This is a genomic window from Lysobacter niastensis (genome assembly GCF_015453285.1).
Lineage (GTDB): Bacteria > Pseudomonadota > Gammaproteobacteria > Xanthomonadales > Xanthomonadaceae > Lysobacter_J > Lysobacter_J niastensis.
On sequence record NZ_JADLZT010000007.1, the window covers coordinates 268,375 to 281,812 of the forward strand.

At 68.9% G+C, this 13,438-nt stretch carries 15 protein-coding genes; 11 read left to right on the plus strand and 4 right to left on the minus strand.

Going from position 1 to position 13,438, the window contains the following annotated elements:
- The first annotated feature begins 9 nt into the window (after positions 1–9).
- Together IU514_RS14255 and IU514_RS14260 are read left to right on the plus strand one after the other, a co-directional pair.
- Positions 10–966, plus strand: a complete 957-nt coding sequence (locus IU514_RS14255; protein ID WP_194931793.1) for a dimethyl sulfoxide reductase anchor subunit family protein — start codon at positions 10–12, stop codon at positions 964–966.
- 98 nt (positions 967–1,064) lie between these two features.
- The gene (locus IU514_RS14260) at positions 1,065–1,733 is read left to right on the plus strand and encodes a DUF481 domain-containing protein (RefSeq protein ID WP_194931794.1); all 669 of its coding nucleotides are present in this window, start codon (positions 1,065–1,067) and stop codon (positions 1,731–1,733) included.
- A 170-nt stretch (positions 1,734–1,903) separates the two neighbouring features.
- Here IU514_RS14260 and hemC read toward each other — a convergent pair whose 3' ends face one another.
- From hemC to IU514_RS14280, 4 genes are all read right to left on the minus strand, one after another.
- Entirely contained in the window at positions 1,904–2,824 is a 921-nt protein-coding gene (gene hemC, locus IU514_RS14265) for a hydroxymethylbilane synthase (protein WP_194931795.1), read from the minus strand.
- A gap of 86 nt (positions 2,825–2,910) precedes the next feature.
- Positions 2,911–3,639 (minus strand): LytR/AlgR family response regulator transcription factor, encoded by a 729-nt coding sequence (locus tag IU514_RS14270; RefSeq protein WP_194931796.1) that lies wholly within the window; start codon positions 3,637–3,639, stop codon positions 2,911–2,913.
- 25 nt (positions 3,640–3,664) lie between these two features.
- Positions 3,665–4,744, minus strand: a complete 1,080-nt coding sequence (locus tag IU514_RS14275) for a sensor histidine kinase (RefSeq protein ID WP_194931797.1) — start codon at positions 4,742–4,744, stop codon at positions 3,665–3,667.
- A gap of 2 nt (positions 4,745–4,746) precedes the next feature.
- Entirely contained in the window at positions 4,747–5,436 is a 690-nt protein-coding gene (locus IU514_RS14280) for an alpha/beta hydrolase (protein ID WP_194931798.1), read from the minus strand.
- A 165-nt stretch (positions 5,437–5,601) separates the two neighbouring features.
- Between IU514_RS14280 and IU514_RS14285 the strand changes: the two genes are divergently transcribed.
- The 9 genes from IU514_RS14285 (at position 5,602) to IU514_RS14325 (ending at position 13,437) form a co-directional block, all read left to right on the plus strand.
- Positions 5,602–6,192, plus strand: coding sequence for a hypothetical protein (locus IU514_RS14285; RefSeq protein ID WP_194931799.1), 591 nt, complete (start codon positions 5,602–5,604; stop codon positions 6,190–6,192).
- Positions 6,193–6,303: 111 nt separating this feature from the next.
- Entirely contained in the window at positions 6,304–7,710 is a 1,407-nt protein-coding gene (hemN, locus tag IU514_RS14290; protein ID WP_194931800.1) for an oxygen-independent coproporphyrinogen III oxidase, read from the plus strand.
- Between the two features lie 221 nt (positions 7,711–7,931).
- Positions 7,932–9,377: a cytochrome-c oxidase, cbb3-type subunit I gene (gene ccoN / locus IU514_RS14295; RefSeq protein WP_228760735.1), complete on the plus strand. Its 1,446-nt coding sequence runs from the start codon at positions 7,932–7,934 to the stop codon at positions 9,375–9,377.
- 8 nt (positions 9,378–9,385) lie between these two features.
- On the plus strand, positions 9,386–10,000 hold the full coding sequence (gene ccoO / locus IU514_RS14300; RefSeq protein WP_194931801.1) for a cytochrome-c oxidase, cbb3-type subunit II: 615 nt from the start codon (positions 9,386–9,388) through the stop codon (positions 9,998–10,000).
- A gap of 1 nt (position 10,001) precedes the next feature.
- A complete protein-coding gene (locus IU514_RS14305) occupies positions 10,002–10,166 on the plus strand; it encodes a cbb3-type cytochrome oxidase subunit 3 (RefSeq protein WP_194931802.1) in 165 nt (54 codons plus the stop codon).
- Positions 10,163–11,092, plus strand: a complete 930-nt coding sequence (gene ccoP, locus IU514_RS14310) for a cytochrome-c oxidase, cbb3-type subunit III (protein ID WP_194931803.1) — start codon at positions 10,163–10,165, stop codon at positions 11,090–11,092. Before IU514_RS14305 ends, ccoP begins: the two co-directional genes overlap by 4 nt.
- Positions 11,089–11,385 (plus strand): hypothetical protein, encoded by a 297-nt coding sequence (locus IU514_RS14315; RefSeq protein ID WP_194931804.1) that lies wholly within the window; start codon positions 11,089–11,091, stop codon positions 11,383–11,385. The genes ccoP and IU514_RS14315 overlap by 4 nt, the downstream gene beginning before the upstream one ends.
- Positions 11,386–11,398: 13 nt before the next feature.
- Positions 11,399–12,943 (plus strand): 4Fe-4S dicluster domain-containing protein, encoded by a 1,545-nt coding sequence (locus IU514_RS14320; protein WP_194931805.1) that lies wholly within the window; start codon positions 11,399–11,401, stop codon positions 12,941–12,943.
- Complete coding sequence (locus IU514_RS14325) at positions 12,943–13,437, plus strand: FixH family protein (RefSeq protein WP_194931806.1); 495 nt, start codon at positions 12,943–12,945, stop codon at positions 13,435–13,437. Before IU514_RS14320 ends, IU514_RS14325 begins: the two co-directional genes overlap by 1 nt.
- Position 13,438 lies beyond the last annotated feature (1 nt).

A 13,438-nucleotide genomic window follows, 5' to 3' on the forward strand; every position in this document is an offset into this window, starting at 1 on the left:
CGGCCTGACATGCATCCCGCCCTTTCAGTCATCTTCTTCACCACGCTTTCCGGCGCTGGTTATGGCCTGCTGGCCTGGATCGCACTGGCCGCGCTCGGGCAGTCGCTGCCGGCACGTCCGCTGCTGGTATCGCTGGTCATCGCGCTGGTGCTGGTGACGATCGGCCTGCTCAGTTCACTCGGCCACCTCGGCAAGCCTCAGCGCGCGTGGCGTGCGTTCTCGCAGTGGCGAAGCTCGTGGCTGTCTCGCGAAGGCGTCGCCTCGGTGCTGACGTTCGTGCCGGCGCTGCTGACCGGCATGGCGCTACTACCGGGCGCGCTGGCGCCGGTGCAGGCGGGTTCGAAGGTCGCGCTGTCGATGCCTGGCATGCTCGCCTGCGTCGCACTGATCGCCGGCGCCGTGGCGACGGTGGTGTGCACGGCGATGATCTACGCCTCGCTCAAGCCGATCCCCGCCTGGCGGCACCGGCTGGTCGTGCCGGCGTACCTGCTGTTCGCGCTGCTGACCGGCGGATTGCTGCTGGCGGCGGTGGCCACGCTGTCGGGCGCATCCGTCGGCAACCTGCCGGCGTTGGCGGTGGTGCTGTTGGCGGCCACGCTCTTGATGGTGAAGCGGCGCTACTGGGACGACATCGACACGACGCCGCTGCCGGCCACGCGCGGCGACGCGGTCGGCCTGCCCGGACGCGACATCAAGGTGTTCGAGCGCCCCCACACCGAGGACAACTACCTGACCCGCGAGATGGGGTTCGTGGTCGCACGCAGGCACGCCACCCGCCTGCGCGGCATCGCGGTGGCGCTTTTCGCCTGGCTGCCGATGCTGCTGATGGTGCCGGTCTGGCTGTTCGTGCACCTGGACGCGGGACCGTGGTTCGCCGTGGCCGCGCTGGCAGCGCTGGCCGGTGCCTTCGTCGAGCGCTGGCTGTTTTTTGCCCAGGCCCGGCATCTGGTCACGCTCTACTACTGACCGGGCCTGCAGAAGCTGAACGCCGAATCGCCTGAACGGGGCCGTGTAACCGCTTTCATGGCATCATCCGCCCCGATTCCGGCTTAACCCAGACGACGATGCTCGGTGTATTCGGGCTCGCCCTGCTCGGCGGCCCCTTCGTGACCCTGCCTTCGCCCGCCTATGGCGGCGACCCGACGCTGATCGCCATCGCTGGCGACCCGGCGCAGATGCGCCTGCCCTGCTATTCCATCCGCTGCGGCGACGAGGAATGGCGGCTGGCCCTGGGCACCCCGGAGAACGCGCGCCTCGCCGTGCCGGAAAGCCGCAAGCCGGGTGTGCAACTGCCAGGCAGCCAGCGATATATCGGCCTGAGCGCGCCCGCTGTCTCGCGCGAAAGCCGCTCCAACTATTCCAACGACTGGCGGATCGGCACGCGCTACGACGTGCAGGCCCTGCGCGACGGGCCGACCCAGCTCGGCCTGCAGCTCGGCGCCGGCTACCGGCTGGCGCCGCTGTACGACGACGGCGTCGCCGAGGCCGGGCCGATCTTCCGCGGCGCCGTCGACTTCGACCGCCGTTTCGGCGAACGGGCGCAGTGGAACCATCGCATCGAGTTCGAAACCGGCCGCAGAGGCGACACCTTCGTCAAGCAGAGTGCGGCGTTCGACGTGAACCTGTGGCAGGACTGGACGCTGGAGACCGACTTCACCATCCGCCACGACTCGCGCAGCGGCAGCGGCAGCGAGACCGCCGAGAGTTCGATCGAGTTGCGGCGGCGGTTCTAGGCCGGCACTCGGCCATCCTGCAGCCCGCCCATCCTTCGACTCCGGCGCTGCGCGCCTACGCTCAGGACGAACGGTGATGGATTGCGAGAAGAACCTTCTTGTACGACAACCCCCGGATCCCGTTCGCCCTGAGCGTAGCGAAGCGGAGTCGAAGGTGGACGGGCCTGATTTCAGGCGTGGCTGGCGGCGATGAAGTCGCCCGCGCCCAAGTCGAGCAGTGCCTGCGCGACCTGCAGGCCCAGGCATTCCGGCGCGTCGCCTCGGCCTTCGCCGGCGCTGCGCACGACGCGGCCGTCCTGTGCCGAACCGACCAGGCCTTCCAGATGCAGGTGTTCGCCGTCGAGCCTGGCGAACGCCGCGACCGGGACGTGGCAGCTGCCATGCAGCGCGCGGTTCATCGCCCGCTCGGCCTCGACGCAGGTGCGGGTGCCGGCATCGTCCAGCGCCGCGCACAACTCGCGCGTGGCGATGTCGTCGTCGCGGCATTCGATCGCGATCGCGCCCTGCGCCGGCGCAGGCAGCCAGTTCGGCGCGGCCATGCGCGCGCGGATGCGCTCGCCGAAGCCCAGGCGTTCCAAGCCGGCACAGGCCAGCACGATGGCGTCGTACTCGCCGGCGTCGAGCTTGCCCAGGCGCGTGTTGACGTTGCCGCGCAGGTCCACCAGCTGCAGGTCGGGGCGCAGCGCGCGCAGTTGCGCCTGGCGCCGCAGCGAGGAGGTGCCGACGCGGGCGCCGTGCGGGAGGTCGGCGATGCCGGCGTAGCGGTTGCTGACGAAGGCGTCGGCGTAGTCGGCGCGGGCGAGGATCGCCGGCAGCGCGAAACCGGGCTCCAGCTCCATCGGCACGTCCTTGAGCGAGTGGACCGCGCAATCGGCTTCGCCGCGCAGCATCGCCAGCTCAAGTTCCTTCAGGAACAAGCCCTTGCCGCCGATCGCGGCGAGGGAACGGTCCAGCACTTCATCGCCACGGGTGCTCATCGGCACCAGGGTCACATCGAGTCCGGGGTGGGCGGCACGCAGCGCGGCGGCGACGTGCTCGGTCTGCCACAGCGCAAGCGGGCTCTTGCGGGTGGCGATACGCAGGGTCTTCATGGCGGCATTATCGCCGCAAAGGGCCCGACCCTGTGGACGCGGCCCGGTCTGAACGGCCCTGGAGCCGCTCCTGCACAGGGGCTCGGCTACAGGTGCTTCAGGGTATCCCGCAGCCCCGCCACGCAGCGGCGGCTGACTTCCAGCGGCTGCTTGCCATGGCGCAGCAACGCCTGCACGTGGCCGTCCGGACTGCGCTTGAGCTCGACGATCTCGTGCCGCGCGACCAGGCAGTTGCGGTGGATACGCACGAAACGCTCGCCGAACTCGTCCTCGAGAGACTTCAGCGACTCCTCGATCAGGTCCTCGCCACGCGCGTGGTGGACGATGACGTACTTCTCCTCGGCGTGGAGGTAATGCACGTCCTCGAGCGGGATCAGGCGCAGGCTGCCGCGCAGGCGCGCGCACAGGTGGGTACGGCGCTGGCCCGGGGTCGCGACGATGCCGCGCTCGCGGCCCGCGGCGAAGGTGCGCACGCGCTCGATCGCGGCAACCAGGCGCTCGGCGCGCACCGGCTTGACCAGGTAGTCGATGGCCTGCGCCTCGAACGCCGACAGCGCATGCGCGTCGTAGGCGGTGCAGAACACCACCGCGGGGCGGGGCTCGAAAGCGGACAGGTGGCGCGCGGTTTCGAGGCCGTCGATGCCCGGCATGGCGATGTCCAGCAGCACCAGATCGGGCCGGTGCTCGGCGCACGCGTGCAGCACGTGCTGGCCATCGCTCGCCTCGGCCACGACCTCGACCCCCCTTACCTCGGCCAGAAGCCCGCGCAGGCGCTCGCGCGCCAGCGGTTCATCGTCGGCGATGATCACTTTCATTGGCCCACGGCCCTCTTCGGTGCCTTCATCGGTTCAGCGCCCCCTGCCCCACCGGTATGCGCAGCTCGCAGAGATAGTAGTCCTGCGCCCAGCCAGCCGTCATCTTCGCGCGTGGTCCATAGGCGTAGCGCAGGCGCTGGCCGATGCTGCGCTGGGCGTGGCGCGCGCCGACATGGCCCTCGGGCCCGTTGCTGTCGCGCTCGCGCGGCGGCGGCGCGGGGTTGCGCAGGCGCAGCAGCAGCTCGTCGCCGTCGCTGACCAGGTCGATCTCGATCATGCCGCCGGCGGGCAGACGCGAGATGCCATGCAGCACCGCGTTCTCCACCAGCGGCTGCAGCACCAGCCGCGGCATCGGCTGCGTCCACGGCAGCGGCTCCGCGCGGCGCCAGGCGATCTGCAGGCGCTCGCCCAGGCGCAGCTGTTCGATGGCCAGGTACTGCTCGGCCAGCTCGACCTCCTCGGCCAGCGACGAGTCCGAATCGCCGGCGCCCAGTGCGGCGCGGAACAGGTCGGACAGGTCGAGCACCGCGCGCTCGGCCACCACCGGATCGCTGCGGACCAGACCGGCGATCGTGTTCATGCTGTTGAAGAGGAAGTGCGGCTTGATCCGCGCCGCCAGCGCATCGGCCTCGGCGCGGGCGCTGGCGCGCACCTGCGCCTTCCAGCCGTCGTTTACATACAGGTAGCGCAGCACCACCCCGACGATCAGGATGGTTACTGCCGCCGCGCCCCAGGCGAAGCGCCACACGCTCACGCCGCGCGGCACCAGGCCGTAGCCGAGGCTGGTGTCGATCACGTACATCATCGACGCGCCGAGCGCGGCGATCAGCGCGCCGCCCAGCAGCGCCAGCGACGACCCGAGGCTGGGCGGCAGCTTCGACAGCCAGCGCCGCGACACGCATAGCAGCACCGAGGCGGTCAGCGCCAGCCACAGCGCGAAGCCGCTGGCAGTGATGAAACGTTCCAGGTCCCAGCGGCCGCCGTCGGGCGACAGCGCGAGGATCAGCACTACCAGTTCCGCCATGCCCAGCATCACCGCCAGGCGCGGCAAGCGGCACAGGTCCGGCAGCCAAGGCTCTTCGCGCTCGCCGGACGTGACCGCCATGCTCAGGCGGTCAACCGCCGCGAGAGCCATTCACCGAGATCGCGGATCTCCTCGGCGCACACCTGGTGCGCCATCGGATAGCGATGCCAGTCGATGGCGAAGCCGAGCTGCTGCAGCAGCGCGGCGCTGTATTCGCCGGCGCGGTACGGCACCACCGGGTCCTGGGTGCCATGGGCGAAGAACACCGGCTGGGTGCGGGCGGCGTCCTGCAGCTGCGCGGCAGCCTTCTGCGGGGCCGGCAGGTAGGTCGACAGCGCGACCAGGCCCGCCAGTGGCTGCGCGCGCCGCAGGCCGGTGGCCAGCGTGATCGCGCCGCCCTGCGAGAAGCCGGCCAGCACGATCCGCGAATCGGGAATGCCGCGCGCGTTCTCGTGGGCGATCAGCGCCTCGACCTGCGCGACGGATTCGTCGACCCCGGCCTCGTCGGCACGGTTGGCCAGGTCCATGTCGCGGATGTCGTACCAGGCGCGCATGCGCACGCCATTGTTGATGGTGACCGCCCGCACCGGCGCGTGCGGGAACACGAACCGCAGCGCCGGCCAGTCGCGTCGCACCAGCTCGGGCACGATCGGCTCGAAGTCGTGGCCGTCGGCGCCCAGGCCGTGCAGCCAGAGGATGGTCCATTCCGGCGACGGGCCGGTTTCGCGCACGACCGCGTCGAGCAGGGTCTGGTTGGAAGCCTGTGTATCCATGGCCGGCATTGTGGCGGCAGCGCCGCCGCGGCGTCACTCCCCACCCCAACCGGCCGGGAACGCCATCACGGCCCTCATGCAGCGCCGCCGCTACCGTCGCGCCGACGGCGCCCGCCGGTGCCGACTGCCCCCCCGTCCACGTTCACAGCATTCATGGAGATCGCAGTGAATACGTCCCTGTCCGCCCGCTCCGCCCTGCTGCCGCTCGCCCTGGCCCTCGCCCTGGTCGCCTGTTCGTCCACGCCTGAAGCCGTCACGCCGACCGAGGTCGCCGCCGTGCAGATCAGCGTGAGCGGCACGGTGAGCAACATCGACACGCCCAACCGCCTGATCACGGTCCGCGACGACACCGGCAGCGAGGTCGAGGTGCATGCCGACGACACCGTGCGCAACTTCGATCAGATACGCGTCGGCGACACGGTCAACGTCGACTACACACGCTCGGTGGCGGTCGACATCCAGCCCGCCGGCAGCGCCGAGCCCGGCGCCTACATCAAGGAAGACCAGGACGTCGCCAAGCTGGGCGAGAAGCCGCGCGTCGGCGCGTCGGAAACGGTCACCGTGCTGACGGCGATCACCGCGATAGATATCGCGAACAACACCATCACGGTGAAGGGCCCGCGCGGCAACGTGGTCGACCTGGACGTCACCCGGCCCGAGCACCGCGCGCAGCTGCCCAAGCTGAAGGTCGGCGACATGCTGCGCATCGCCTTCACCGAGGCCGCGGCGGTCTCGGTGCGGCCGCGGGGTCGCTGATTCCTGCCTGCCCTCACCCCCCTCCCGCCAGTCGGGGGTGAGGGAATGGCTTTTCACTCCGGATTGATCCGGATCAAGGCGCCCGGTCCGGCGCGGACCTAGCCTGCGGGCATGGTCAACGGTCGAACCCTCATTCCCTCGCCCGAACTGCTGCGCCGCTACGACCGGCCCGGTCCGCGCTACACCTCGTACCCCGCGGCGCCGCGCTTCCAGGAGGCGTTCGGCGAGACGCAGCTTCGCGAATCCATCGCCGCCAGCAACGGCGATCCGATCCCGCGCCGCCTGTCCCTGTACGTGCATGTCCCGTTCTGCAGCAGCCCCTGCTTCTACTGCGGCTGCAACCGCGTCATCACCCGCGACCTCGCCCGCGGCGAACGCTACATCGCCCATCTGCAGCGCGAGATCGACCTGGTCGCGCCGCTGTTCGACCGCGACCGCGAGGTGGTGCAGCTGCATTTCGGCGGTGGCACGCCCAATTTCCTTTCGCCGGAGCAGTTGGACGTGGTGGTCCGCACACTGCACCGGCATTTTCGTTTCTCCGAGGCGCGCGATCGGGACATCAGCATCGAGCTGGACCCGCGTTTCGTCAGCCCGGAACAAGTCGCCGGACTCGCCGCGATCGGCTTCAACCGCGCCAGCCTCGGCGTGCAGGACTTCGATCCGGCCGTGCAGGCGGCTGTGAACCGCATCCAGAGCGTGGAGCAGACCGTGGCCGTGGTCGACGCCTGCCGCGCCCACGGCTTCCGTTCGGTCAACATCGACCTGATCTACGGCCTGCCGCTGCAGACGCTGGAAGGGTTCTCGCGCACCCTCGACCAGGTGATCGCGATCCGGCCGGACCGCCTGGCGGTCTACAGCTACGCGCACCTGCCCGAGCTGTTCAAGCCGCAGCGCCAGATCGACGCGGCGCAGATTCCGGATGCGGAAACCAAGCTGGCGCTGCTGCAGCTGTCGATCCGGCGGCTGATGGACGCCGGTTACGTGTACATCGGCATGGACCACTTCGCCCTGCCCGACGACGAACTGGCCCAGGCGCAGGCCCGCGGGGGGCTGCACCGCAACTTCATGGGCTATACCACCCACGCCGACAGCGACCTGGCGGGTTTTGGCGTCAGCGCGATCAGCCGGATCGGCGACAGCTACAGCCAGAACCATCGCGACCTGCCGTCGTGGGAGGCGGCGCTCGACGCGGACCGCCTGCCGGTCTGGCGCGGCCTGCGCCTGTCGGAGGACGACCAGCTGCGGGCCGACCTGATCCAGCAGCTGATGTGCCAGGGGGAAATCCCGGTAGCCGCACTGGAACGCCGTTACGGCATCCGCTTCGACCTGTACTTCGCCGATGCCCTCGCACACCTGCAGCCATTGGCGGAGGACGGCCTGGTCCAGATCGAACCGGGCCGCGCCATCCGGGTACGCCCGCTCGGCCGGCTGCTGCTGCGGAACATCGCGATGTGCTTCGATCGCTACCTGCATGCCGCCGACACCGTCGCGCGGCCGCGCTTCTCGCGGGCGATCTGATCTCACGGGCGATCTGAACGGCCCTGCACCGCGCCGTCACGTCCCGACAACGCTTTTTTGATCAGCATCAAGCGGGGACTTAACCGGCTCCCCTAACGTACGCCCGCCGTCCGGCCACCCCGGACGCCCGGCCGGATGCGGGTTGCCGATACGGCCAACGCAATTCCGTTTTGTCCCTGAAGCACGACAAAGAAACAGCAGCCTCCGCACCGGAGATCAGCATGCAAGCGCAAGCCATGGCGGAAACCTACAACGACAAAGTGGTGCGGCAGTTCGCGGCCGCCACCGTGTTCTGGGGCATCGTCGGCATGGCCGTCGGCGTCTTCATCGCCGCGCAGCTCTACTGGCCGGCGCTCAACTTCGACGTGCCCTGGCTCAGCTACGGCCGCCTGCGGCCGCTGCACACCAACGCAGTGATCTTCGCCTTCGGCGGCAGCGCGCTGTTCGCGACCAGCTACCACGTCGTGCAGCGCACCTGCCACGTGCGCCTGTTCTCCGACCGCCTCGCGGCCTTCACCTTCTGGGGCTGGAACGCGGTGATCGTGCTGGCGGCGATCACGCTGCCGCTGGGCATCACCCAGGCCAAGGAATACGCCGAGCTGGAATGGCCGATCGACCTGCTGATCACGGTGGTGTGGGTCGCCTACGCCGTCGTGTTCTTCGGCACGATCGTGAAGCGGCGCGTCAAGCACATCTACGTCGCCAACTGGTTCTTCGGCGCCTACATCCTCACCATCGCGCTGCTGCACATCGTCAACAACATGGCGATGCCGGTCAGCCTCGGCAAGTCGTACTCGCTGTACACCGGCGCGGTCGATGCGATGTCGCAGTGGTGGTACGGCCACAACGCGGTCGGTTTCTTCCTGACCGCCGGCTTCCTCGGGATGATGTACTACTTCGTGCCCAAGCAGGCCGGGCGCCCGGTGTACTCGTACCGGCTGTCGATCGTGCACTTCTGGGCGCTGATCGCCATCTACATGTGGGCCGGCCCGCACCACCTGCAGTACACCGCGCTGCCGGACTGGGCGCAGTCGCTGGGCATGGTGTTCTCGCTGATCCTCCTGGCACCAAGCTGGGGCGGCGCGATCAACGGCATCCTCACGCTATCGGGCGCCTGGGACAAGCTGCGCACCGATCCGATCATCAAGTTCCTGATCGTCGCCGTGTCGTTCTACATGATCGCGACCTTCGAGGGCCCGATGATGTCGATCAAGACGGTCAACTCGCTGTCGCACTACACCGACTGGACGGTCGGCCACGTGCATGGCGGCGCGCTGGGCTGGGTGGCGATGATCTCGGTCGGCTCGATCTACTCGATGCTGCCGCGCCTGCTCGGCCAGCAGCGGATGTACTCGGTGAAGGCCATCGACCTGCACTTCTGGCTGCACACCATCGGCGTGGTGTTCTACATCGCCTCGATGTGGATCGCCGGCGTCATGCAGGGCCTGATGTGGCGCGCGACCAATGCCGACGGCACGCTGACCTACAGCTTCGTCGAGGCGCTCAACGCCACGTATCCCTACTACCTGGGCCGCCTCGCCGGTGGCGTGATCGTGCTCTCCGGCATGTTCGTGATGGCCTGGAACGTCGTGCGCACCTGGCAGCAGGCGCGTGAGCTGGTCCCCACCCCGGTGCTCGCGCCGGACACCGCGGCTGCCCGGATCTGAGGCCGACCATGAACCACCCGCACGAGAAAGTGGAAACCAACGTCGGCCTGATGGCGGTGCTGATCGCCGTGGCCGTGTCGTTCGGCGGCCTGGCCGAGATCGTCCCGCTGATGTTCCAGGCCGAGACGGTCAAGCCGCTGCCCGGCGTGAAGCCATACCCGGCGCTGCAACTGGCCGGGCGCGACGTGTACGTGCGCGAAGGCTGCCACACCTGCCACTCGCAGATGGTGCGCACACTGCGTTTCGAGACCGAGCGTTACGGCCACTATTCGCTGGCCGGCGAATCGGTCTACGACCGCCCGTTCCTGTGGGGCAGCAAGCGCACCGGGCCGGACCTGGCCCGCGTCGGCGGCCGCTACTCCGACGACTGGCACCGCGTGCACCTGATCAATCCGCGCGACGTCGTGCCCGAGTCGAACATGCCCGGCTTCCCGTGGCTGGCGCAGAACCGCGTCGACGGCGGCGAGGTCGAGCACAAGATGCGCACGCTGCAGCGCATCGGCGATCCGTACACCGAGGCCGACATCGCCGGCGCGCGCGAAGCGGTGAACGGCAAGACCGAACTCGACGCCGTGGTGGCCTACCTGCAGGGCCTCGGCAAGCACGCACCGCGGGGAGGCTGAGATGTTGTCCGGCATCGTCACGATCGCATTGCTGCTGATCTTCCTCGCCGGCTGGTGGTGGGCCTGGAGCCCGCGCCGCCGAGGCGACTTCGACGCGGCGGCGCAACTGCCGCTGCAGGACCAGCACGAGCCCGCACAGGACATGCGCAAGGAGAAGCAGCCATGAACGCTGGTTGGTCGTGGTACGTGATCGCGATCGTCGCGCTCAACATCGTCGGCTGCGTGTGGCTGCTGTGGTGGACCAGCAAGCGCAAGCCAGGCGACCCCAAGCCGACCGACACCAGCCATTACTGGGACGGCGACATCACCGAGTACAACAAGCCGCTGCCGAAGTGGTGGCTCAACCTGTTCTACCTGACGATCATTTTCTCGATCGGCTACCTGGTCTATTACCCGGGGCTGGGCGCGTTCGCCGGCGTCAGCGGCTGGACCTCGCAGAAGGAGCACGACGCCGACAAGGCGCGCGATGACCGCAAGCTGGAACAGACGTTCGCGCCGTACGCGGGCCAGTCGATCGACGTGATCGCACGCGACCCCAAGGCGCTGGCGCTGGGTCGCTCGATCTTCAACAACACGTGCGCCACCTGCCACGGTTCCTCGGCGCAGGGCGCGATCGGCTACCCCAACCTCAGCGACGACATCTGGCACTGGGGCGGCTCGCCCGACCGCGTGCTGCAGACCGTGCTGGACGGCCGCGAAGGCGTGATGCCGGAATGGGGCAAGGTGCTGACCGGCATGGGCGGTCCCAACGCAGTGGACTACGTGGTCGCCTACGTACGCACGCTGTCCGCGCCGGCGAGCATGGAGAACAACTTCATGGCGGCGCAGGGCAAGAGCCTCTACAACGGCGTCTGCGTCGCCTGCCATGGCGTCGACGGCAAAGGCAACCAGGAGCTCGGCGCGCCCGACCTCACCGACGACTACTGGCTGTACGGCAACAGCACCGAAAGCCTGCGCCAGACCATCGCCAACGGCCGCCACGGCAGCATGCCGGCGCATCGCCCGATCCTCGGCGAGACGCGCGCACGCCTGGTCGCGGCCTATGTCTGGTCGCTGTCGCACCAGTCCAGGACGACGGCAAAGAAGAAATGACCGATTACACCGTCCCGCGCCTGGACCATCCGCCGAGGCCGCTCGCGCAGCGCCTCGGCGCGATCCTGTGGCCCAGCTTCTTCGCCGCGTGCGTCGCGACGATGGTGTTCTTCGCCTTCGTCGATCCGCTGGCGTTGCGCGACCTGACCTTTCCCGGCCTGCCGCTGACGCGCACGCTCGGCTACAGCATCGGCTTCTTCATGTTCTGGCTGGCGACGTCGGCGTCGAGCCTGTTCACCTGGATCCTGCTGCGCCCCGCCAGCCGCTTCAACCGGCCGTTGCCGCCGGAGTGACGCGGGGGACGTCATGAAGAAGATCCCGCTCGACCTGCTCGACGACGGCGGCGCGCTGTACGTCAGCGAGCGCAAGGTCTATCCGCGCGACGTGCAGGGCGGCTTCCAGACCTGGCGCAAGATCGCCGTGGTCGTGCTGCTGGGCATGTTCTACGTGTTCCCGTGGCTGCGCTGGGACGGCCGCCAGGCGGTGCTGTTCGACCTGCCGGCGCGCAAGTTCTACGTGTTCGGCCTGAACTTCTGGCCGCAGGATTTCGTGTTCCTGGCGATGCTGCTGATCATCGCCGGACTCGCGCTGTTCTTCTTCACTGCGCTGGCCGGCCGCCTGTGGTGCGGCTATGCCTGCCCGCAGACGGTGTGGACCGAAGTCTTCCTGTGGATGGAGCAGTGGACCGAGGGCGACCGCAATGCGCGGATGAAGCTCGATGCCGGTCCGTGGAACGGCAACAAGCTCCGCCGCAAGGGCGCCAAGCACGTGCTGTGGCTGGTGTTCGCGCTGTGGACCGGCTTCACCTTCGTCGGCTTCTTCACCCCGATCACCGACCTGGCCGCGCGTGCGCCACTCGTGGGCAGCGCCCCCGGCTGGAGCGGCTGGGAAACGTTCTGGGTCCTGTTCTACGCGCTGGCGACCTGGGGCAATGCCGGCTTCCTGCGCGAGCAGGTGTGCAAGTACATGTGCCCCTATGCGCGCTTCCAGAGCGCGATGTTCGACCGCAACACGCTGATCATCGCCTACGACCCGATGCGCGGCGAGCCTCGCGGTCCGCGCAAGCGCGGCATGCCGAGCGTGCTGGAACGCGCGCGCGGGCTCATTGACGCCGCCCTCGCCAACGACTTCGTCGCACGCTTCGCCAACGCGCCCAACGCCCACGTGCAGGCGCACGGCACCACCGCCGTGCTCGATGCCGGGCGCGATGCCGCGCCGCTGCCGAAGTTCGCGCCGGAAGAGCTCGGCGACTGCATCGACTGCACGATGTGCGTGCAGGTCTGCCCGACCGGCATCGACATCCGCAATGGCCTGCAGTACGAGTGCATCGCCTGTGGCGCCTGCATCGATGCCTGCGACCAGGTCATGGAGAAGATGGGCTATCCGCATGGCCTGATCCGCTACTCCACGCAGAACGCGATCGACGGAAAGCCTACCCGCGTGCTGCGTCCCCGCATGTTCGTCTACGGCCTGCTACTGCTCGCGCTGTGCGTTGGCTGGGCCTGGGGCGTCGGCCATCGCAGCCCGCTCATCGCGGAAGTGCTGCGCGACCGCAATGCCCTGTACCGCGAGGCCGCCGGCGGACGCATCGAGAACAGCTACACGATGAAACTGGTCAACAAGGACGTGAAGCCGCAGCGCTTCCGTCTGCGTGTCGATGCGCCAGCCGGCATCGTGCTGGCCGGCGGCGAGCAGGTCGTCGCCGCGCAGGCCGAGCAGGTGCTCAACCTGCCGTTGACGCTGTCCTCGCCGGCCGGCGTGCGCGGCAAGCAGGACATCGTCTTCCATGTCGAACGCGTCGATGGCGGTGCGCGCGCCGACGTGGAGTCCACGTTCTTCGGTCCGATGTGATGGGCAAACATCCTCTGCGCGAACCCATGATGTGGCTGGTGATCGGCCTGCCGCTCGCGGCGGTGGTCGCCGGCATCGCGGTGGTGGTCATCGCCACCCGCAGCGGTGGCAGCGACCAGGTGATCGATACCGTCCAGCGCACCGCACAGGTACAGGTCAGCGAACTCGGTCCCGACGAGCGCGCGGGCGCGATGAAGTTGTCGGCGGTGTTGCGCATCGGCAAGGGCGGCATGGTCGAGCTGCTGCCGGTGAGCGGCGACTTCCGCCGCGACGAACCGCTGACGCTGGTGCTCTCCCATCCCAGCGATGCCGCCCAGGACGTCACCCTGCCGCTGCTGCCCAGCGAGATGGGCTGGCGCGCCACGACCGACCTCGCGCAGGACCACGACTGGCTGCTGCGGGTGACGCCTGTCGACGGCCAATGGCGATTGCGCGGACGGCTTCCGGCGAAGCAGCAGGCCGCGCACCTGGGACCCGCGCTGGACGCGGAGTAGC